Source organism: Nocardioides bruguierae, from assembly GCF_023656415.1.
In the GTDB taxonomy this organism is placed as follows: domain Bacteria; phylum Actinomycetota; class Actinomycetes; order Propionibacteriales; family Nocardioidaceae; genus Nocardioides; species Nocardioides bruguierae.
Genome location: NZ_JAMOIL010000001.1, coordinates 143,258 through 163,163 on the forward strand (window position 1 = coordinate 143,258; position 19,906 = coordinate 163,163).

The 19,906-nt window shown below is 72.3% G+C and carries 18 protein-coding genes; 14 read left to right on the forward strand and 4 right to left on the reverse strand.

The genetic code is table 11. The annotated features are described in order from the left end of the window. Window positions 1-22: 22 nt before the first annotated feature. Both M8330_RS00760 and M8330_RS00765 read right to left on the reverse strand, forming a co-directional pair. Entirely contained in the window at window positions 23-694 is a 672-nt protein-coding gene (locus M8330_RS00760) for a potassium channel family protein (protein WP_250051879.1), read from the reverse strand. A 7-nt stretch (window positions 695-701) separates the two neighbouring features. Next, the gene (locus M8330_RS00765; protein ID WP_250825781.1) at window positions 702-1,367 is read right to left on the reverse strand and encodes a potassium channel family protein; all 666 of its coding nucleotides are present in this window, start codon (window positions 1,365-1,367) and stop codon (window positions 702-704) included. Between the two features lie 58 nt (window positions 1,368-1,425). Between M8330_RS00765 and M8330_RS00770 the strand changes: the two genes are divergently transcribed. After that, window positions 1,426-2,583, forward strand: coding sequence for a class I SAM-dependent RNA methyltransferase (locus M8330_RS00770; RefSeq protein WP_250825782.1), 1,158 nt, complete (start codon window positions 1,426-1,428; stop codon window positions 2,581-2,583). Between the two features lie 1,027 nt (window positions 2,584-3,610). On the opposite strand, the gene M8330_RS00775 is transcribed toward M8330_RS00770, so the two are convergent. Next, window positions 3,611-5,785, reverse strand: a complete 2,175-nt coding sequence (locus M8330_RS00775; RefSeq protein WP_250825783.1) for a glutamine synthetase III family protein — start codon at window positions 5,783-5,785, stop codon at window positions 3,611-3,613. A 512-nt stretch (window positions 5,786-6,297) separates the two neighbouring features. Between M8330_RS00775 and acnA the strand changes: the two genes are divergently transcribed. The 9 genes from acnA to M8330_RS00820 all read left to right on the forward strand — a co-directional run bounded on the left by acnA (window position 6,298) and on the right by M8330_RS00820 (window position 16,814). Beyond that, window positions 6,298-8,991, forward strand: a complete 2,694-nt coding sequence (gene acnA / locus M8330_RS00780) for an aconitate hydratase AcnA (protein WP_250826034.1) — start codon at window positions 6,298-6,300, stop codon at window positions 8,989-8,991. A gap of 158 nt (window positions 8,992-9,149) precedes the next feature. Next, a complete protein-coding gene (locus M8330_RS00785) occupies window positions 9,150-10,496 on the forward strand; it encodes a hypothetical protein (RefSeq protein ID WP_250825784.1) in 1,347 nt (448 codons plus the stop codon). Beyond that, window positions 10,483-10,989, forward strand: coding sequence for a SigE family RNA polymerase sigma factor (locus M8330_RS00790; RefSeq protein ID WP_250825785.1), 507 nt, complete (start codon window positions 10,483-10,485; stop codon window positions 10,987-10,989). The genes M8330_RS00785 and M8330_RS00790 overlap by 14 nt, the downstream gene beginning before the upstream one ends. A 71-nt stretch (window positions 10,990-11,060) precedes the next feature. After that, a complete protein-coding gene (locus M8330_RS00795; protein WP_250825786.1) occupies window positions 11,061-12,452 on the forward strand; it encodes a hypothetical protein in 1,392 nt (463 codons plus the stop codon). Then, window positions 12,445-13,005 (forward strand): SigE family RNA polymerase sigma factor, encoded by a 561-nt coding sequence (locus M8330_RS00800; RefSeq protein ID WP_250825787.1) that lies wholly within the window; start codon window positions 12,445-12,447, stop codon window positions 13,003-13,005. Before M8330_RS00795 ends, M8330_RS00800 begins: the two co-directional genes overlap by 8 nt. Window positions 13,006-13,015: 10 nt before the next feature. Then, window positions 13,016-13,870 (forward strand): MOSC domain-containing protein, encoded by an 855-nt coding sequence (locus M8330_RS00805; protein WP_250825788.1) that lies wholly within the window; start codon window positions 13,016-13,018, stop codon window positions 13,868-13,870. A 42-nt stretch (window positions 13,871-13,912) separates the two neighbouring features. After that, entirely contained in the window at window positions 13,913-14,215 is a 303-nt protein-coding gene (locus tag M8330_RS00810; protein ID WP_250051893.1) for an MTH1187 family thiamine-binding protein, read from the forward strand. After that, window positions 14,212-14,853, forward strand: a complete 642-nt coding sequence (locus tag M8330_RS00815; RefSeq protein ID WP_250825789.1) for a thioredoxin-like domain-containing protein — start codon at window positions 14,212-14,214, stop codon at window positions 14,851-14,853. The genes M8330_RS00810 and M8330_RS00815 overlap by 4 nt, the downstream gene beginning before the upstream one ends. Before the next feature lie 23 nt (window positions 14,854-14,876). Next, window positions 14,877-16,814: a M3 family metallopeptidase gene (locus M8330_RS00820; RefSeq protein WP_250825790.1), complete on the forward strand. Its 1,938-nt coding sequence runs from the start codon at window positions 14,877-14,879 to the stop codon at window positions 16,812-16,814. Here M8330_RS00820 and M8330_RS00825 read toward each other — a convergent pair. Continuing rightward, window positions 16,792-17,625: a GNAT family N-acetyltransferase gene (locus tag M8330_RS00825; RefSeq protein ID WP_250825791.1), complete on the reverse strand. Its 834-nt coding sequence runs from the start codon at window positions 17,623-17,625 to the stop codon at window positions 16,792-16,794. The two genes, M8330_RS00820 and M8330_RS00825, sit on opposite strands and share 23 nt — an antisense overlap. A 98-nt stretch (window positions 17,626-17,723) precedes the next feature. Between M8330_RS00825 and M8330_RS00830 the strand changes: the two genes are divergently transcribed. From M8330_RS00830 to M8330_RS00845, 4 genes are read left to right on the forward strand one after another with little or no spacing between them, the layout of a single operon-like run. Next, window positions 17,724-18,131, forward strand: coding sequence for a secondary thiamine-phosphate synthase enzyme YjbQ (locus M8330_RS00830; protein ID WP_250825792.1), 408 nt, complete (start codon window positions 17,724-17,726; stop codon window positions 18,129-18,131). Then, window positions 18,128-18,715 (forward strand): GNAT family N-acetyltransferase, encoded by a 588-nt coding sequence (locus M8330_RS00835; protein WP_250825793.1) that lies wholly within the window; start codon window positions 18,128-18,130, stop codon window positions 18,713-18,715. The genes M8330_RS00830 and M8330_RS00835 overlap by 4 nt, the downstream gene beginning before the upstream one ends. A gap of 51 nt (window positions 18,716-18,766) precedes the next feature. Next, a complete protein-coding gene (locus M8330_RS00840) occupies window positions 18,767-19,474 on the forward strand; it encodes a hypothetical protein (protein WP_250825794.1) in 708 nt (235 codons plus the stop codon). Between the two features lie 49 nt (window positions 19,475-19,523). Continuing rightward, a complete protein-coding gene (locus M8330_RS00845; RefSeq protein WP_250825795.1) occupies window positions 19,524-19,895 on the forward strand; it encodes a hypothetical protein in 372 nt (123 codons plus the stop codon). Window positions 19,896-19,906: the final 11 nt, after the last annotated feature.

Here is a 19,906-nt window from a genome sequence, read left to right on the forward strand (position 1 = left end):
CCAGGCTGGAGCCTGGGGCCGCTCAGCCCGGGTGCATCGACGGGGCGAGCAGTCGCTCCACCTCGTCCTCGAGGTCGGCGGGAACCACGAGCAGCAGCTCGTCGCCCGCCTGCACCGGCTGGTCGGGGTCGGGTGCGAAGACGCGTCCCTGGCGCAGGATCGTGGTGAGCGCGCAGTTCTCCGGCAGCGGGAACTCGCGCGGCGTGCGGCCGACGAAGGGGGAGTCCTCGGGCAGCGTCATCTCGACCAGGTTGGCGTTGCCCTGGCGGAACGTGAACAGGCGGACGAGGTCGCCGACCGCCACCGCCTCCTCCACGAGCGCCGACATGATGCGCGGGGTCGAGACGTTGACGTCGACGCCCCAGGACTCGCTGAACAGCCACTCGTTGTTGGGGTGGTTCACGCGGCTGACCGTGCGGGGCACGCCGAACTCGGTCTTGGCCAGCAGCGAGGCCACGAGGTTGGCCTTGTCGTCACCGGTGGCGCAGATCATCACGTCGCAGCGGTCGAGGCGGGCCTCCTCCATGGACGACAGCTCGCAGACGTCGGCCAGCAGCCACTCGGCGTCCGGCACCCGCTCGGGCTTGATCGAGGAGGCGTTCTTGTCGATCAGCAGGACCTCGTGGCCGTTGCCGATGAGCTCACGGGCGATGGACCGGCCGACGGCGCCGGCCCCGGCGATGGCGACTCTCACGGTTGCCTCACTGCTCCGTCTCGGGCCCGGCGGAGAGCTGGGCGAAGGTGTGGGCGGCGAGCTCCTCCTGGATGACCAGGTGCAGCACGTCGCCCTCCTGGAGGATCGTCTCGCGGCCGGGCAGCATGCCCTCGCCGAGACGGTCGATCCACGCGATGCGCGACCGCGTCTGGGCCTGGAGGTTGATGGTCCGCTCGCCGACCCACGAGGTGGGCACCCGCACGTGGTCGACCCGGATCTTGCCGGAGGGGTCGCGGAAGTCGGGCTCGGCGCCCGCGGGCAGGATGCGGCGCAGCACCTGGTCCGACGTCCACTTCACCGTGGCGACGGTGGTGATGCCGAGCCGCTGGTAGACCTCGGCCCGCCCCGGGTCGTAGATCCGGGCGCACACGGTGCCGATGCCGAACGTCTCCCGCGCGACGCGCGCGGCGATGATGTTGGAGTTGTCGCCCGAGGAGACGGCCGCGAAGGCGTCGGCGCGGCGGATGCCCGCCTTCTCCAGCACCTGCTGGTCGAAGCCGACCCCGGCGACCTTGTCCCCGTTGAACCCGGGGCCGAGTCGTCGGAACGCCTCGGGGTCGCTGTCGATGATCGACACGGTGTGGTTGCGGTCCTCGAGGGACCGGGCCAGCGTGGAGCCGACGCGGCCGCATCCCATGATCACGACGTGCACGGGTGCCACGGTATCCGCACGGACGCCTCCCGTCCGCGTTCGCGTAGCCTCCGTGGACGTGGCTCAGCACCGACGCACCCGCACGAACCGCCCTCGCAAGCCCCGCGGGGAGTCCCGCGTCGGCACGCGGCTCGAGGGCGTCGTCGGCCCGCCCGGTCACGGCGGCTTCTGCGTGCTGCGGCCCGAGTCCGGGCCGGTGGTCTTCGTCCGGCACGCGTTGCCGGGGGAGCGGGTGGTCGTGGAGATCACCGAGGGCACCGACGGCGACAGCTTCTGGCGCGGGGACGCCGTCGAGGTCCTGGACGCCTCACCTGACCGCGTCGAGGCTCCCTGCGCCGTCGCCGGGCCGGGTGGCTGTGGCGGCTGCGACCTCCAGCACGTGGCCCTGCCCGCCCAGCGGGAGTGGAAGACCCAGGTGGTGCGCGAGCAGCTGCGGCGGCTCGCCCGCATCAGCGAGGGCGTCGGGGCGGACGTCGTCGTGGAGGCCGTGCCGGTGCCCGGCCGCGCCGACGACGGGCTGCGCTGGCGCACCCGCCAGCGCTACGTCGACCTCGGCGGCGGGAGGACCGGGATGCGCAAGCACCGCAGCCACGACGTCGTCGAGGTGGACGACTGCCTGATCGACGCGCACGCACCCTCCGACCACGTCGTCGAGGGGCGGGCCTTCTCCGTGGCCGACGACGGCTTCTGGCAGGTCCACCCGGCCGCACCGGACGTGCTGGTGTCCACGGTGCTGGAGATGCTGGCGCCGAGGCCGGGGGAGTCCGTGCTCGACCTGTACGCCGGCGTGGGGCTGTTCGGCCGCTTCCTCGCGGAGGCCGTGGGCTCGGGCGGCAGCGTGGCGCTGGTCGAGGGCAACCCCGAGGCATCCGCCCGCAGCGTCGAGAACCTGGCGACCGCCTCCGCCGACGTGGCCGTGCGCGCCGGGGACGTCGCCGCCGTGCTGGCGACCGGGTTCGGCCCCGACACTGACGACCTGCACGCCGACCTGGTCGTCCTCGACCCGCCGCGTGAGGGCGCGAAGAAGGCCGCCGTCGAGCAGGTCGTGGCCCGCAGCCCCCGTGCCGTCGCGTACGTGGCCTGCGACCCGGCCGCCCTGGCTCGGGACGTCGCCCTGTTCGCCGAGCGGGGCTACGAGCTGACCGCCCTGCGCGCCTTCGACCTCTTCCCGATGACGCACCACGTCGAGTGCGTCGCGCTGCTCGCACGAGGCTGATCTGCTCTGGACTGCCCTCGAGCATTCCTCGCTCGCGGACTGAGCTGACTCACTTCCACGAGGCGAGCGAGCGCCGCGAAGGCTCATCTCGTCCTGCTCGCGTTGCGGCAATGCGAGCCGCGGGAAGCAGCAGGGAGTCAGCCTGGGAGATCGACGACGTCATGTGCACAGCGCAGGACCTCGATTTGTCCTGCTGGAAGTGACACGGGACGGTGTGGCAAATGGACGCGGGAGACTGGATCGCTGTCGGCATCATGCTCATTGGGATCCCGGGCATGTGGATACAGACGTTCCGGGTGTGGCGGCGGCAGGCTGACGTCAGCGCCGGGGTCACCTGGTTCACGGGAGACCCCAGTTCGGTGGGTGTGCATGCGTTCCTGTTGCCCGCGACTCTCGGGATGACGTTGCTGACTGTGGGATTTGTGTCGGACATGGGCGGCGAAGTTTCGGCGGCGACGGGCCAGGTGTCGACCTGGACGAAATGGATGGCGGGCCTGGGAGTCCTCATGGTCTTTCTGGCAATTTGGATGTGGTTGTTCGCATGGCCACGGTTTCTTGTTCCTCCGCACCTGCGCGGGCGTCCGGGATGGGTAAAGGCTTCATGGCGAGCGTGGCGGGAGGACCGGTCGGCGTCGCGTCAGCGGCGGCGTGAGCGGAACCGGCCTGGGGGAGATCACGCGCGTCGCTAGATGTGATGCCCAGGCACCTTGCTGGAGATTGCTACCCCCCGCTGACCCGGTTCAAGGAAGAGCTCTCGAGCCCGCGTGGTCGCAGCTCATGGGTATTGCCTCATCTGCGAAAGGCTTGTCGCGTGGGGCGACGCGCACCGGTGCATGCCGCCGGCAACGGCCCCGCTCGTCCTGCGCGTCAACGCCGGCGATGAACGAGGCGCGCACCAAGGACGAACGGCCTCCGGACCCGAGAGTCGTCGTCAGACGACTGTCGGGCTCAGGGGCCGCTGTCACGTGCGCCGGGAGAACGCGCACCCTGACTCAGGTGCCTGGGCGGGGCTCGCTCCCAGGTGGCGTCACTTGATGAAGAGCATCTCCCGGTACTTCGGCAGCGGCCAGGCGGAGTCGTCGACCTCGCACTCGAGGGCGTCGACGTGGACGCGGGCCTGGTCCATCAGGCCGCGCACGGTGGTCGCGATGTGCGTCATATGGGCCTCCACGTCCTCGAAGTCTTCCTTCGCCAGCTCCGCGCTGAGCGCGGTGACCGTCGCCAGCAGCCCGTTGCTGTGCTGGGCGATGGCCGTCGCCACGGAGGTGTCGAGCGTGGCACCGAAGCTGCCGGCTGCGGTGTACGTGCCGGTGAGCTCGGACAGGTAGCCGAGGGCCGCCGGGTAGATGACCGTCTTGCCCAGGTCGACGACCAGCTTGGCCTCGACGAGGACGCTGTTGATGTACTGCTCGGCGTACACGTCGTAGCGGCTGTGCAGCTCCACCGCCGACAGGACGCCGGTGGACTCGAACAGCTCGACCACCGCCGGCTCGGTGAAGACGGGCAGGGCGTCGGCGCTGGTGGGCAGATTGCGCAGGCCACGGTCCTTGACGGCGGCCTCGTGCCACTCGCTGGAGTAGCCGTCGCCACCGAACACGGCCGCGCCGTGCAGCTCCATGACCTCCTTCAGGATCGTCGCGACGGCCTCGGGGAGCTCGGCGCCACCGCCGAGCTCGGCCTCGAGCTTCTCGGCCATCCACTCCAGGGAGTCGGCCAGGACGGTGTTGAGAGCCACGAGCGGGCCCGACACCGACTGGGAGGAGCCCACGGCCCGGAACTCGAAGCGGTTGCCGGTGAAGGCCAGCGGAGACGTGCGGTTGCGGTCGCCCGGGTCCCGCTCGAACGGGAGGATCTGTGCCAGGCCGAGGTCCATCAGTCCGCCGTCGCTCGACGACGCGACCTTGCCCGAGGCGATGTCGTCGTAGACGGCCTCGAGCTGGTCGCCGAGGTAGACCGACAGGATGGCGGGAGGAGCCTCGTTCGCGCCGAGCCGGTGGTCGTTGGAGGCCGTGGCGATCACGGCCCGCAGCAGCGGACCGAAGAGGTGCACACCGCGGATGACGGCGCCGCAGAACACCAGGAACTGGAGGTTCTCCTCGGGGGTGGAGCCGGGGTCGAGGAGGTTGCCCTGCGTCGCGTTGCCGACCGACCAGTTCACGTGCTTGCCCGAGCCGTTGATGCCGGCGAAGGGCTTCTCGTGCAGCAGGCAGACGAAGCCGTGCTTGAGCGCGGTCGCCTTCAGGACGGTCATCAGCAGCTGCTGGTGGTCGGAGGCGACGTTCGCGGCCTCGTAGTAGGGCGCGATCTCGAACTGGCCCGGGGCGACCTCGTTGTGGTGGGTCTTGGCCGGGATGCCGAGGCGGTAGAGCGTGTCCTCGACGTCCTGCATGTAGACCTGGACGCGCTCGGGGATGGCGCCGAAGTAGTGGTCGTCGAACTCCTGGCCCTTGGCCGGGGGAGCGCCGAAGAGGGTGCGGCCCGCGAGCAGGAGGTCGGGGCGGGCGGTCGCGAACTGACGGTCGACGAGGAAGTACTCCTGCTCGGCACCACAGCTGGAGTTGAGCGGGGCGATCTCGGTCTCGCCCATGAGGGACAGGACCTTGCGGCCGGCCTTGTCCATGGCGGCGTTGGACCGCAGCAGCGGGATCTTCTTGTCGAGGGACTCACCGGTCCACGACATGAAGACGCTGGGGATCATCAGCGTCGCGCCGTTCGCGGTCTGCATGATGTAGGCGGGGCTGGTCGGGTCCCACGCGGTGTAGCCGCGGGCCGCGTTGGTCATGCGCAGGCTGCCGTTGGGGAAGGACGAGCCGTCCGGCTCGCCCTTGATCAGGAGGCTGCCGGTGAACTCGGTGATGGCGTTGCCGTCGGAGTTGGTGACGATGAAGCCGTCGTGCTTCTCGGCGGTGATGTTCGTCAGCGGGTAGAAGACGTGGGAGAAGAACTTCGCCCCCTTGCCCATGGCCCAGTCCTTCATCGCCGCAGCGACGACGTCGGCCGTGGCCGGGTCGAGCGGCTCGCCCGTCTGGACCGTCTTCTTCATGGCCTTGAAGGCGTTCTTGGAGAGCGCCTCCTCCATCGTGGCCAGGTTGAAGACGTCGCAGGCCCAGATCTCGCTCAGCGGCCGTGTCGCAGCAGCCTCGAAGGGCGTGCGGTTGAGGACCTCGCTGATCGCGTCGATGCGCGCGTCGCTGGTGGTCATGGGCTCTCACCTTCCATCGTGGCCGCAGGGTGCGGCGCAAGGACGTTCTGTTCCGTCGGCGGTTCCACGGGTGCCGTGGGACGACAGGGGATCTCCACCGAGAACGGACCCACTCACCGGCACCCCACGCACCGGGCTGTCACCGGAGCCGATCCGGCGGCTCGAACCTAGCGACCGTCGTGTGTCAGGCGGTTTGCAACGGCGTGACAATTGCAGTCCCGCGGCGCGGGACACGCCGGACCCCGCCCTCGCAACCTCGCTTGACGTCATGTATCTTGATGTCAAGACAGTTTGAGTGACCATCGGCCCTGTTGCTCGCGCCGGCGAGCCGGGCGGAGTTAGGCAAACCTTCCTTTCTCCGGCGCCGAGGACGGCGGCAAGATGGCTCGCGCAAACACCGAGTGATCCACCACCGCGTCGCGACGACGCGACAGAGGAGATGAGGGCCTGTGGCAAGTCAGGACAGCTTCGGTGCCAAGAGCACCCTGGACGTGGACGGCAAGTCCTACGAGATGTTCCGCCTCGACGCGGTCAAGGGTGACGGGCTCGACGTCGACAGCCTCCCGTTCAGCCTGAAGGTCCTGCTGGAGAACCTCCTCCGCACCGAGGACGGCGCCGACATCACCGCGGACGACATCAAGGCCCTCGCGGGCTGGGACCCGTCGGCGCAGCCCGACAAGGAGATCCAGTTCACGCCCGCCCGCGTGATCATGCAGGACTTCACCGGCGTCCCCTGCGTCGTCGACCTCGCCACCATGCGCGAGGCGATGGCCGAGCTAGGTGGCGACGCCACCAAGATCAACCCGCTCGCCCCGGCCGAGATGGTCATCGACCACTCCGTCATGGCCGACGTCTTCGGCACCCCCGAGGCGTTCGAGCGCAACGTGGAGATCGAGTACCAGCGCAACAAGGAGCGTTACCAGTTCCTGCGCTGGGGCCAGGGTGCGTTCGACGACTTCAAGGTCGTCCCCCCGGGCACCGGCATCGTCCACCAGGTCAACATCGAGCACCTGGCCCGCACGATCTTCACGCGTGAGGTCGACGGCGAGCTGCTGGCCTACCCCGACACCTGTGTCGGCACCGACTCCCACACCACGATGGTCAACGGCATCGGCGTAGTCGGCTGGGGCGTCGGCGGCATCGAGGCCGAGGCCGCCATGCTCGGCCAGCCGGTCTCCATGCTCATCCCGCGCGTGGTCGGCTTCAAGCTCTCCGGCGAGCTGCCCGAGGGCTCCACCGCCACCGACCTGGTGCTCACGATCACCGAGATGGTGCGCAAGCACGGTGTGGTCGGCAAGTTCGTCGAGTTCTACGGCCCGGGTGTCGCGGCGCTGCCGCTGGCCAACCGCGCCACCATCGGCAACATGAGTCCCGAGTTCGGCTCCACCATCGCGGTGTTCCCGATCGACGGCGAGACCACGAACTACCTGCGCCTGACCGGCCGGTCCGAGGAGCAGATCGCGCTCGTCGAGGCCTACGCCAAGGAGCAGGGCCTCTGGCTCGACCCCGACGCCGAGCCGCGCTACTCCGAGAAGCTCGAGCTCGACCTCGCCACCGTCGTCCCCTCGATCGCCGGCCCGAAGCGTCCCCAGGACCGCGTGCTGGTCTCCGAGGCCAAGCCGTCCTGGCGCGACTCGGTTCGCGACTACGTCGGCGACGCCGTGGACGAGGCCGGCGAGGAGTCCTTCCCGGCCTCCGACGCCCCGGCCATGACCGCCGGCCGTCCGTCCAACCCCGTCCAGGTGACGCTGGAGGACGGCACGTCCTTCACGCTCGACCACGGCGCGGTGACGATCGCCTCGATCACCTCCTGCACCAACACCTCGAACCCGAGCGTGATGATCGGTGCCGCCCTGCTGGCCAAGAAGGCCGTGGAGAAGGGTCTCGCCCGCAAGCCGTGGGTCAAGACCACCCTCGCGCCCGGCTCGCAGGTCGTCTCCGACTACTACGAGAAGGCGGGCCTGACCCCCTACCTCGACAAGCTCGGCTTCAACCTCGTCGGCTACGGCTGCGTCACGTGCATCGGCAACTCCGGCCCGCTGATCCCCGAGGTCTCCGCGGCCGTCAACGAGAACGACCTCGCCGTCGTCTCGGTCCTGTCGGGCAACCGCAACTTCGAGGGCCGCATCAGCCCCGACATCAAGATGAACTACCTGGCGTCCCCGCCGCTGGTCGTCGCCTACGCGCTGGCCGGCTCCATGGACGTCGACCTGTTCGAGGACGCCCTGGGCACCGACACCGACGGCAACCCGGTCTACCTCAAGGACATCTGGCCCTCGCCGGCCGAGGTCGAGGAGACCATCCGCGGCGCGATCAACTCGGAGATGTTCGCCGAGTCCTACGCCGACGTCTTCAAGGGTGACGAGCGCTGGCGCTCGCTGCCCACCCCGGAGGGCAACACCTTCACCTGGGACGAGGACTCCACCTACGTCCGCAAGGCGCCCTACTTCGACGGCATGCCCGACGAGCCGGCCCCGGTCACCGACATCGACGGTGCCCGCGTCCTGCTCAAGCTGGCGGACTCGGTCACCACCGACCACATCTCGCCCGCCGGCCAGATCAAGAAGGACTCGCCCGCCGGCAAGTACCTCTCGGAGAACGGCGTCGAGCAGCGTGACTTCAACTCCTACGGCTCGCGCCGAGGCAACCACGAGGTCATGATCCGCGGCACGTTCGCGAACATCCGCCTGCGCAACCAGATCGCGCCCGGCACCGAGGGTGGCTTCACCCGCGACTTCACCCAGGCCGACGCCCCGGTCACCACCGTGTACGACGCCTCGGTGTCCTACGCGGAGGCCGGCACCCCGCTCGTCGTCCTGGCGGGCAAGGAGTACGGCTCCGGCTCCAGCCGCGACTGGGCCGCCAAGGGCACCGCGCTCCTGGGCGTGAAGGCCGTCATCGCCGAGTCCTACGAGCGGATCCACCGCTCGAACCTCATCGGCATGGGCGTCATCCCGCTGCAGTTCCCGGCCGGCGAGTCCGCCGCGTCCCTGGGCCTGACCGGTGAGGAGACCTTCTCGATCTCCGGCATCACCGCGCTCAACGACGGCACCACGCCGAAGACCGTCAAGGTCAAGGCAGCCAGTGGTGAGCAGAGCGTCGAGTTCGACGCGGTCGTCCGCATCGACACCCCCGGCGAGGCGAACTACTACCGCAACGGCGGCATCATGCAGTTCGTGCTGCGCAGCCTGCTCAAGAAGGGCTGAGCCAGCCGCTCCACCCAGAGCAACCAGAGGAGCCCCGCCCCGGCAGCCGCCGGGGCGGGGCTCCTTGCATGTGGATCTGAGAAACTTCGCGACCGGCCCAACCTGACGAGCCCGCCGAGGCGTGCACGTGGGTGAGGACCAGCCGAGGAGACCCCCCCATGACCACTGACACCGAGCTGACCGACAGGCTCGCCGCGCTCCGCGACGGCCCCGCGGTCGGCGCGACGCCCGAGCACGTGCGGCCGGACGACACCTGGGCACGAGGACGCCGGCACGCCCGGCGTGCTCGCGTGGTGCAGACCGTCGTGGTGGCGGCCGTGCTGGCCGTCGTGCTGGGCACCGGCACCGTCGGCTGGCTGAAGGCGCAGCAACCCGACGCCATCGCCCCGGCCGGGGCGACCGACGGACTGGCTCTGCCCGACACCTTCGACGACGTCGCGACCTGGGCGCCCGAGCGCGCGCTGGACTCCGGTCCGTTCGTCGCCCTTCAGGCCGGCCGGCACGGGCGGCTGCTCGGAGGAACGACGGGGGTCCTCGCGGCGGTGGGGCCGGACGGGTCCGTGGGCACGCTCGACCTGCCGGGGCTCCTCCCGCTCGACGGGTCCGCCGACCCTGCGGAGACGGTCGCCATCTCCGCCAGCGGGCGGTACGTCGCCTGGTTCTACGAGGACGCGGACCGGACAAGCGATGCTCTCGACACCACGCGCGTGGTGGCTGACGGCGTCGGCCGGCTCGACTCGCTGACCGGCGAGGTCGAGCAGTTCGCCTTCGAGACCCAAGCCGTGGTGGGCAACGGACTGGGGTTCGCCGGGGAGGACCTGCTCGTGCCGATCTGGGAGCCCCTCGGGGGCTCGCGCACGGCAGCCACCGCCGTCGAGGTCCTGGCCTGGCGATCGGGTGCCGACGAGCCGGAGACCTCCGCCGTGCCCGTCGCCTTCGACGCGGGGCTGCCGTTCGCCGTGCCGGGCGTCGACGGCACCCTCGTGGACTCGACGAGTCGCTGGGTCAGGTTCGTGACCGCGGACGGCGTGGTCGCGCGGGTCCCCACGCCCGCGGGGCCGGGGTCCTGGTTGGCAGCCTCGAGCCCCGACGGCCCGGTGACGGTCCTGCGCCAGGTCAGGGGCACCGACGCCTACCGCGTGCTGCGCGCAGGCACGACGGGCGAGGCGCCGTCCTCCGTCGACGCGGATCACGACCTGTTCGCCGTCGTCGGCTGGCGGGACCCGCAGACGGTCGTCGGCCTCGAGTACTCGTCGGACCGGCCACCGGCCTACGTCGCGATCGACCTGGTCGACGGGAGCAGCGTCCAGCTCAGCACCTTCGTCCCCAGCCGGGTGGGGTACGCGCTGCCCCTGGTGGCCGCGGACGCCTGGACGGCACCGGTCGCGGCCACGGGCGAGCCGGCCGACCCGCTGGACCCGCGGCTGCTCTACGGCGTCCCGCTGCTGGCGATCGGCCTGGGTCTTGGCGGGCTCGCCCTCTGGAGGCGTCGTGCGCGGATCTGAGACCCCCGACAGCTTCACCGAGTTCGTCGTCGCACGCCGCGAGGCACTCCTGCGCACCGCCACCATGCTCACCGGCGACCCCCACGACGCCGAGGACCTCGTCCAGGTGGCGCTGGCGCGCTGCGTGCCCCGGTGGAGCCGGATCGAGGACGACCCCGAGCCGTACGTACGGACGGTGCTGGTGCGGGAGAACGTCACCCGCTGGCGTCGGCGTCGCTGGCGCGAGACGACCGTGACCACGCTGCTGGAGCCAGACGCCGCGCCCGATCACGCCGGCGCGCTGGGGGAGGTCGACGCCCTGCGGCGGGCGCTGGCCGGCCTTGCGCCGAAGCAGCGGGCGGTCGTCGTCCTGCGCTACGTGGAGGACCTGCCCGAGGACGAGGTCGCGCACCTCCTCGGGGTGCGTCGGGGCACGGTCAAGTCGCAGGCGCACGACGGGCTGAAGCGGCTCCGTGCGCTCCTGGACCAGACCGGAGAGAAAGTCTCGGTCTGACCCCCTCCGCGCAGGGGCGTCGTGACGTGGGGGAGAGTGACAGCCTCTCGGACCCCCGGACGGACCGCACCATGACGACCCCCACCGAGCACTCCGCGCAGCACACGCTCCCCGGCCTCGACCGTGCCCTCGACGACCTCGCCCACAAGGCACCGGTCGGCGCCCACGACCCGACCCTGTTCTCCCGGAGCATGCGTGCCCACCGCACCCGCCGGGCGTGGACGTCGGCGGCGCTGGCCGTCCTGGTGATCGGGCTGGCCTCGGTCACCGGTCTGGCCGCGCTCACGCGAGCACCGAGCAGCATCCAGCCGGCGGGGTCCTCGACGCCCGCGGGCCTGCCGTCGGTGGTGCAGCGGGTGAGCCCGTACCTGGCCGGGACGAACGGGGAGCCGTGGGAGGCGGCCGCGGTCCTCGTCGAGGCGCCGCGAGCCACCGGGGCCGGGGCCCTGATCGGCCGCACCGGCACCGGCATCCTGGCCGTCTCCACGGCGGGGGAGTACCGGTTCCTCGACCTGCCCGACGACTGGACGGGAGCCGACTCCGGCGGACTGCTGGACCTCTCCCCGGACGGGCGCCGTGTGGCCCTCTGGGTGACGGGGGAGACGTCGGGAGCGCCGTACGACGCGGACCAGTCGACCGTCGGGGTAGCCGTGCTGGACCTCACCACCGGCGCCGTCACGCGGCAGGCCGTCGACACGGAGCACGGTCTCGATCCCGGAGAGGTCCGCTGGGCCGACGACGACCGGGTGGTCTGGTCGTACACGCAGATCGCCGGAGGGCCGGAGATCGCGGACGACCTCGTCCAGGTGAGCGGCGACAGTTCCGGCACGCTGGTGTGGGACGTCGACGCAGGGACGGTCGACAGGATCTCCGACCAGGTGCCGGTCGCGGTCGGCACCGAGCGGGTCGTGGTGCAGGGCCGTGGCCGATGGGGCACGTGCATCGATCTGACGTCAGGCTCCCAGCAGCGCGTCCGGACGGCCGACGGCGGGTTCTGGCTCGGCAACTCCGAGGCGGTCGTGCTCGGCGAGGACTGCGCCCAGGGTTGGAACTACACCAGCATGCTGCCGGGGCGGTTCCAGGTGACGCGGGCCGACGGCAGCGTCACCACCCACCCGGGAGCGCCCCGGCTCGTGTGGCCACTCACGCTCACCGCGTCCACCGCCACGTGGTGGGGTCCCCGTCGGGGCGACCAGGCCGCCACGATCGGGAGGCTCTGGTCCGTGGACCTGGCCACCGACGAGGCCACCGAGATCCTGCGGGTTCCGGGCGGGCGGGGCCTGGTCGGCGTCGCGACCGACCTCGTCGACCTGCCGACGATCGAGGCCCAGGACCCGGGCAGCCCCGTTCCCCTGCCCTGGTTCACCGCCGCCGGTGCAGGGGTCCTGCTCCTCGGGCTCGGTCTCCTGCTCCGCGGCCGTGCCCGTGCTCGCGCGGCCGCGGCAGGAGGCACCGGTGCCTGAGCCGACCACCCACGAGCACTTCGACGACTGGGTCGCCGCCCGCCGTCCCGCCCTGCTCCGCACCGCCTACCTGCTGGCCGGCAACGAGCACGACGCCGAAGACCTCGTGCAGGCCACGCTGATCAAGGTGGTGCCGCGCTGGCACCGGATCGCCGACGACCCCGAGCCGTACGTGCGCACGGTGCTGTCGCGGGAGTCGGTCTCTCGCTGGCGCCGCCGTCGCTGGCGCGAGCTGCACACCGACCGGCTGCCCGAGGACCTGCGGACGTGGCGGCACGACCGCGACGTCACCGACCGCGAGGTGCTGCGCCAGGCGCTGCAGCGGCTCTCCCCGCGGCAGCGTGCGGTGATCGTGCTGCGCTACTTCGACGGGCTCACCGAGGCCGAGACGGCGCACGCGCTGGGGCTGGGGCTGGGCACGGTGAAGAAGCACGGACGCGAGGCGATGGCGCGGCTGCGCGGGCTGCTGGGCGACACGCTCGGCGACGCATCGCGCACCCCGGCAGGTCCATCCGCGGGCACCGGCTCCCCGACCCCCGCCGGGCAGCCCTAGGCTGCGGGTCGTGCGCCTGGCCGAGATCCGTCGATACCCCGTGAAGTCCCTGCGGGGGCACCGCGTCCACGAGGCCCGGGTCGAGCCCTGGGGCCTGGCCGGCGACCGCCGCTGGATGGTCGTCGACGCCGGCGAGGGCACCGCGGTCACGGCCCGCGAGGTCAACCGGATGCTGCTCGTCGGTGCCGAGCCGACGCCCACCGGCATCCGGCTCTCGGGTGCCGACCAGGAGCCGCTCGAGGTCGCCGAGCCGGACCCGGCCCGCCAGCTGCGGGTGCAGGTCTGGTCCTCCCACCTCTCGGCCGCGGCGGCCGGCTCCGAGGCCGACGCGTGGCTCTCGCAGGCCCTGGGGCGGCCGGTCCGCCTCGTCCACCTCGACGACCCGACGCGGCGCACCACCGACCCCCGCTTCAGCCGCGAGGACGACCGCGTCTCCTTCGCCGACGGCTACCCGCTGCTCCTCGCCTCCGCCTCCTCGCTGGCCGCGGTGAACGCCGCCCACCGGGAGCGCGCCGGCGAGGACGCCCCCCGGCTGACCATGACCCGGTTCCGCCCCAACGTGGTGGTCGAGGGCGCCGAGGCCTGGGCCGAGGACGACTGGCGGGTGCTGCGCATCGGTGGCGCCGTGCTGCGCGCTGTGAAGGGCTGCGCCCGCTGCGTGATGACGACCGTCGACCCCAAGACCGGTGAGCGGGGCAAGGAGCCGACCGCGACCCTCGCCCGCATCCGCCGGTTCGACGGCGCCACCTGGTTCGGCGTGAACCTCGTGCCCGACACCCCGGACGTGACCATCCGGGTGGGGGACGAGGTGGAGGTCCTCGACGCGGTCGAGCCCGGTGCTGGGCCGGTGCGCCCCACGCGCTGAGACCTGCCTCACCAGCTCCGCGTCCGGCGTAGATTGGTGGGCATGCTCGTCGCCTTCTCCATCGCCCCCACCGTCGGTGCCGAGGACGGCTCGGTCTCCGAGGCCGTCGCCGCCGCCGTGAAGGTCGTCCGTGACTCCGGCCTCCCCAACGAGACCACCTCGATGTTCACCACCATCGAGGGCGAGTGGGACGAGGTGATGGCTGTCGTCAAGCAGGCCGTCGACGTGGTCTCCGCGGTCTCCCCGCGCACCTCGCTGGTGCTCAAGGCCGACATCCGCCCCGGGTGGGACGGGCAGCTCACCGCCAAGGTCGAGCGCGTCGAGCAGATCCTGGCGCAGGAGTGAGCCAGACCGTCGAGACCGCGGAGCCGGGTGCCGAGGAGCAGCCGGAACCGGTCCGCCGCGGCAGCGCGCGTCGCCGCGTGGCGGTGCTGGCCGGCGTGGTGGTCGCCGGCGCAGCCGTCGTGGCCGCGGCCGCCGTGCCGGGCAGCGACGCGGGCATCGAGGCCACCGGGCTCTCGGCCGTCCGGGTCTACGAGAACCTCGACCGCACCCACATCCAGGGCGACGTCACCTACCCGCACTCGCCGCCGGTGGGCGGCCTCCACGACCCGAAGTGGCTCGAGTGCGGCGTCTACAGCGCCCAGGTGCGCGAGGAGAACGTCGTGCACGACCTCGAGCACGGCACCGTGCTCATCACCTACGAGCCCGGCCTGGACGACGAAGGCATCGCCACGCTGGCCGCGCTGCTCCCCGACAACGGCATCCTGTCGCCCTGGCCGGAGCAGGGCGCCCCGGTCAAGGTGACCGTGTGGGGGCGCCAGCTCGACCTCACCGGCCCCGAGGACCCGCGGCTGCCGCTGTTCATCGAGGCGTTCGGCCACGGCGAGACCGCACCCGAGCCGTTCGCCTCGTGCGCGGGCGGTCTCGACGACCCCGACGGCACCGGCGACAGGTACGGCGACGGGTCGGTCCAGGCCTGAGGGGCCCGCACTAGGGTGGCGGCGTGACCCTGACGCCGCTGGCCCTGCCCACCACCGCCGACCCCACCGCCTGGCTGGCCTTCCTCGACGCCCGCGGACGCCGCAGCCTGGACGAGGCGGAGCGGCTGACCAGCGCCCTCCGTGCGCTCAGCGACGGTGACACCGCCGCGCTGGAGGCCTGGAACGACCTCGGCATCGTGCTGGCCAACGCCTCGGCCGTCGGCTCGCTGGTCTCCCAGGTGCACCCGGACGCCGGCGTGCGCGAGGACGCCGAGAAGATCGAGACCGAGGTGCACGCCTTCCGCACCCGGCTGATGCTGGACACCGAGGTCTACGCCCGGCTGGCCTCGCTCGAGGGGGCCGACCTCGACGCCGCGCTGCCGACCGGGGCGGGCCGCGTCCTGGCCGACGCGCTGCGGGCCTTCCGCCGCTCCGGCGTCGACCGCGACGACGCGACCCGGGAGACCCTGCGGGCCCTCTCCGAGCGCGAGAACGACCTGAGCCAGGCCTTCAGCCGCAACATCCGCGACGGGGCGACGTCGACGCGCGTCCCCGCCACCGCGCTGGCCGGTCTCCCGGCCGACTACGTGGAGGCCCACCCGGCCGCCGAGGACGGCACCGTCGAGATCAGCACCGGCTACCCCGACACCCACCCCTTCATGGCGTTCTCGACCGATCGCGACGCCCGCCGCGCGGTGATGACCACCTTCCTCAACCTCGCCTGGCCGGCCAACGACCAGGTGCTGGCCGACCTGCTCGCGGTCCGCGAGGAGATGGCCCGCACGCTCGGCTACTCCGGCTGGCCGGACTTCGACGCCGAGGTGAAGATGATCGGCTCCGGCGACGCGATCGCGTCGTTCGTGGAGAAGGTGGCCACCGACGCGGTGGACTCCGCCGAGCGGGACGCGGCGCTGCTGACCGAGCGCGCCCGGATCGACCACCCCGACCTCGAGCGGCTCGACGTGGCCGACGCCCGGCACTACAGCGAGACGGTGCGCCGCGAGCGCTTCCAGGTCGACGCACAGCAGACCCGCACCTACTTCGACTTCACGCGGGTGCGCCAGGGCCTGCTCGACGTCACCGGCCGCCTCTTCGGGATCACCTACACCCCCGTGCCCGACGCCGTCTCCTGGCACGACGAGGTGACCGTCTACGACGTCAGCCTCGACGAGACGGGGGAGACGCTGGGCCGCATCCACCTCGACCTGCACCCGCGCGCCGGCAAGTACAACCACGCCGCCCAGTTCGACCTGGTGCCCGGCGTCCTCGACCGCCAGCTGCCCGAGGGCGTCCTGGTCTGCAACTTCGGCCGCGGCCTCATGGAGCACTCCGAGGTGGTGACCCTGTTCCACGAGTTCGGCCACCTGCTGCACCACACCCTGGCCGGCCGGCACCCCTGGGTGCGGTTCTCCGGGGTCGCCACCGAGTGGGACTTCGTCGAGGCGCCCTCGCAGATGCTGGAGGAGTGGGCCTGGGACCACGGCGTGCTGGCGACCTTCGCCACCGACGCGGACGGTGAGGCCATCCCGGCCGAGCTGGTGGAGCGGATGCGCGAGGCCGAGGAGTTCGGCAAGGGCATCTACGCCCGCACCCAGATGTACTACGCCGCCATCTCCTACTACCTGCACGAGCAGCGCCCCGACGACCTCACGGCCCGGGTCGCCGAGCTCTCGGAGCAGTACGCCGTCTCGCGGCGCCTGCCCGACACGCACTTCCACTGCGGCTTCGGCCACCTCGGCGGCTACACCTCGGGCTACTACACCTACATGTGGAGCCTGGTGATCGCGAAGGACCTGTTCTCGGCGTTCGACCCCGCCGACCTGTTCGCCCCCGACGTCGCACGCCGCTACCGGGACACCGTGCTGGCCGCGGGCGGCAGCGACGACGCGGCCGTGCTCGTGGAGCGCTTCCTGGGCCGGCCCTACGACAACGCTGCGTTCACCGCGTGGCTGGAGTCCTGAGCAGGTCGGTCGTGGTCGCCGGCCGGACGTGCTTCTCCGCCTGGAGCTGACGTCCGGCCGGGGCGAGGCCGAGCTTCTTGTACAGCCGGGTGATCGGGTCGTGCGGGTCGCACACCGTGACCAGCTGCTCGGCGCCGTGGGCGTCGTGCGCGTGGTCGGCGGCCGCCAGGACCAGTCCGGCCGCCAGGCCGCGCCCGCGCGCCTCGGGGTGGACGGCGGCCCGCCGGATCCGGGCGGTGGCCCCACCGGTGCCGATCACCCCGACCGAGGCGAGCATCCGGCTGCCCTCCCAGGCGCCGAACCACGCTGCGTCCCCGGCCTCGGAGAGTCGACGCTGCACCCCGGCGCGCCTGCTGGCGAAGGTCTCGTGTGCCTCGCTGCCGTCCCCGCCGTCGCAGGCCAGGTCGAGCGCCACCTTCTGGGTCCAGTCCTCGTCGGAGACGACGCGCGTGACGCGTGGTACGTGGGGGCCCGGTGCCACGGGGGTGAGTCGCTGCGCGGTCAGGACCAGGTCCGCGGTCACCGCGAAGCGGGCCTGCGCGAGGGCGGAGAGCACCGACGAGCCGCTCTCGGGGTCGTCGAAGCCGAGCGCCAGGTGGTCACGACCGGGCAGGGAGCGGGCAAAGAGGTCCAGCACCCCCGGCAGGTCGCGGCGCAGCGGCACGCGACGCAGGAGCAGGAAGTTCCCCCAGTGGTAGGTGGGCATCTCGGGGGTGCGCACGACGACGTGGGTCGGGTGCATCTCGACCTCGCTGCCGGCCAGCCGGAGCATGGCCAGATCCGTGCGCCAGGCGGGGGACAGGATCTCCATGCCCGCAGAAATTACCCGCTCGGGCATCCTCGCGTGGCTTCGGGCGCACATCCGTGGTGGTGGCGCCGCCGCGGGGAGCCGGGTGGCAGGGTGGGCACATGGACTCCGAGCTGCTGCACGTGCACACCGGACGCACCGAGCGGGTGCTCGACCTGACCCGCGAGGTCGCCCGGTTCGCCTCCGGCCGGTGCGACGGCCTCGTCCACGTCTTCGTGCCCCACGCGACGGCGGGCATCGCCATCCTCGAGACCGGGGCGGGCAGCGACGACGACCTCCTCGCCGCGCTCGCCGACCTGCTGCCGGCCGACGACCGGTGGGAGCACGCGCACGGCAGCCGGGGTCACGGACGCTCGCACGTGATGCCGGCGCTGGTGCCGCCCTACGCGACGGTGCCCGTCGTGGACGGACGGCTCCTCCTCGGCACCTGGCAGAGCATCTGCCTGGTCGACCTCAACGTCGACAACCCCGACCGCGACGTCCGGCTCTCCTTCCTGGCCTCGGCGTGAGCGCTGACGCCGCGGTCGAGGTCCGCCCGGCCCTGCTTGCGGACCTCCCAGCCGCCGACGCGGTCGAGGCCGCGGCCTTCGGCGACGAGGGGACCGTGATCACCGACCTGCTCGCAGCGCTGCGCGCGGCCGGCCGCATGGTGCACGAGCTGGTGGGGGCGGACGAGGCGGGGCGGGTGCGCGGGCACGTCGGGCTCTCCCGCGGGTGGGTGGACGCGCGGCCCTCGCTGGTGGAGGTGCTGGTCCTCAGCCCGCTGGGGGTCGCGCCCGACGCCCAGGGCCGGGGCCTGGGCGCGGCGCTCGTCCGGGCGGCCCTCGCGCGCGCCGAGGCCGACGGGGTGCCGGCGCTCTTCCTGGAGGGCGACCCCGGGTACTACGGCCGGCTCGGGTTCGAGCGTGCCGACACCCACGGCTTCGAGCGCCCCAGCGTGCGGGTGCCGGACGCGGCGTTCCAGGTGGTCACGCTGCCGGGCCACGAGTCCTGGCAGCGCGGCCGGCTGGTCTACGCCGACCCCTTCTGGGCCCTGGACGCCGTGGGCCTGCGCGACCCGTTCCTCGCCGAGGTGGAGGAGTGGCTCAGCTGAGCGCGCGCCAACGTGTCGCGCACGACGACGTGAGGGGGCAGCATCCTCGGCATGAGGGAGTCCTTCGTGCGAGTCCAGGCCACCTACCGCGGGCGCCTCGGGGTGGAGGTCGGGATCTTCGTCGCGGTCGACCACCTGCGCCGGGCCGGACGCCTCTCCTCGGAGGAGACCGAGCGGTACCTGGAGATCGACGACTGGTTCGACGCGCACCTGCCGCACCCGGGGTTCTACGCGGACGGCAACACGATCGGGGCCGTGACCTGGTTCCGGGAGCCCGTGCCCGCGGAGATGGCCGACCAGGTGTCGGCGCTCCGGGCGATCCTGGACGCGCACGGTGTCGCCCACGAGGAGGTGCGCTCGGTCGACCCCGGCACCGAGGTCTACCGGGACGCCTACCAGGTCGGGGTCCTGCCGCACGAGCGCCGCGAGCCGGCACCGGTCCCGCCGGGCACGGTGCTCGCGCCCACCTCACCGGGCTCGAAGCGAGCGGTGGCCGCCTCGACGGTGCGGACCGTGGTCCTGGACGACCTCGACGGGGCCGAGGCCTCCGTCGTCGTGGCCGGCCTCCGGCGTCAGGGCTACCGCGTCGTGGGGCGCAACGACGCGGGGCCCGCGGACGACGCGGACCGGGTGGACGTGCTCGTCGTCGGTGACGGCACGACCCCCGACGTGCGGTGGACGCCGGCGCAGGGCACCGCGGCCTTGGTCGACGCGCTCGCGGCACGGGGCGTCGACGCGCGGCTCGGCCGAGCAGACTGATCGAGACTGGAGTCGAACGTACGTTCGACTCCTGACGTAGGCTGGGCGGATGGTCCGACACGTCGCCCCGCCCGGCTGGCCCCCGCAGGTACGCCCCCCGGACGCCCCTGACTGGGAGCGCACGGCGGTCGGCTGGCTGCTGGACCAGTGCCCGCCCGAGTTCCGCGGGTACCCGGCCGTGCGCGGCCACCCGGTCGTGCTCGCCCGGTTCGCGGCCCTCCACGTCGAGGCCTCGATGGAGGCCTGTCGCCGTGGGGCGAGCAGGGCGCGCGCCGACCTGCGCGACGTGGCCCAGCTCGACGTGGTGGACGCGGCGGTGCAGTCCTGGCTGGCCGAGGAGGCGCGCCTCCAGGGCGTGCGGCGGGCCGTGGGGCTGGTGGAGGACGCCATCCGCGGACGCCGGTACGTGGCCCGGCTGTGAGTGGCGCCGGA

What these genes read in the sequence shown, in the direction of transcription:
- M8330_RS00775 (WP_250825783.1), bottom strand. Translation starts at nt 5,785, where the DNA reads ATGACCACCAGCGACGCGCGCATCGACGCGATCAGCGAGGTCCTCAAC.
- acnA (WP_250826034.1), top strand. Translation starts at nt 6,298, where the DNA reads ATGTTCCGCCTCGACGCGGTCAAGGGTGACGGGCTCGACGTCGACAGC.
- M8330_RS00785 (WP_250825784.1), top strand. Translation starts at nt 9,150, where the DNA reads ATGACCACTGACACCGAGCTGACCGACAGGCTCGCCGCGCTCCGCGAC.
- M8330_RS00795 (WP_250825786.1), top strand. Translation starts at nt 11,061, where the DNA reads ATGACGACCCCCACCGAGCACTCCGCGCAGCACACGCTCCCCGGCCTC.
- M8330_RS00810 (WP_250051893.1), top strand. Translation starts at nt 13,913, where the DNA reads ATGCTCGTCGCCTTCTCCATCGCCCCCACCGTCGGTGCCGAGGACGGC.
- M8330_RS00825 (WP_250825791.1), bottom strand. Translation starts at nt 17,625, where the DNA reads ATGGAGATCCTGTCCCCCGCCTGGCGCACGGATCTGGCCATGCTCCGG.
- M8330_RS00830 (WP_250825792.1), top strand. Translation starts at nt 17,724, where the DNA reads ATGGACTCCGAGCTGCTGCACGTGCACACCGGACGCACCGAGCGGGTG.
- M8330_RS00840 (WP_250825794.1), top strand. Translation starts at nt 18,767, where the DNA reads ATGAGGGAGTCCTTCGTGCGAGTCCAGGCCACCTACCGCGGGCGCCTC.
- M8330_RS00845 (WP_250825795.1), top strand. Translation starts at nt 19,524, where the DNA reads ATGGTCCGACACGTCGCCCCGCCCGGCTGGCCCCCGCAGGTACGCCCC.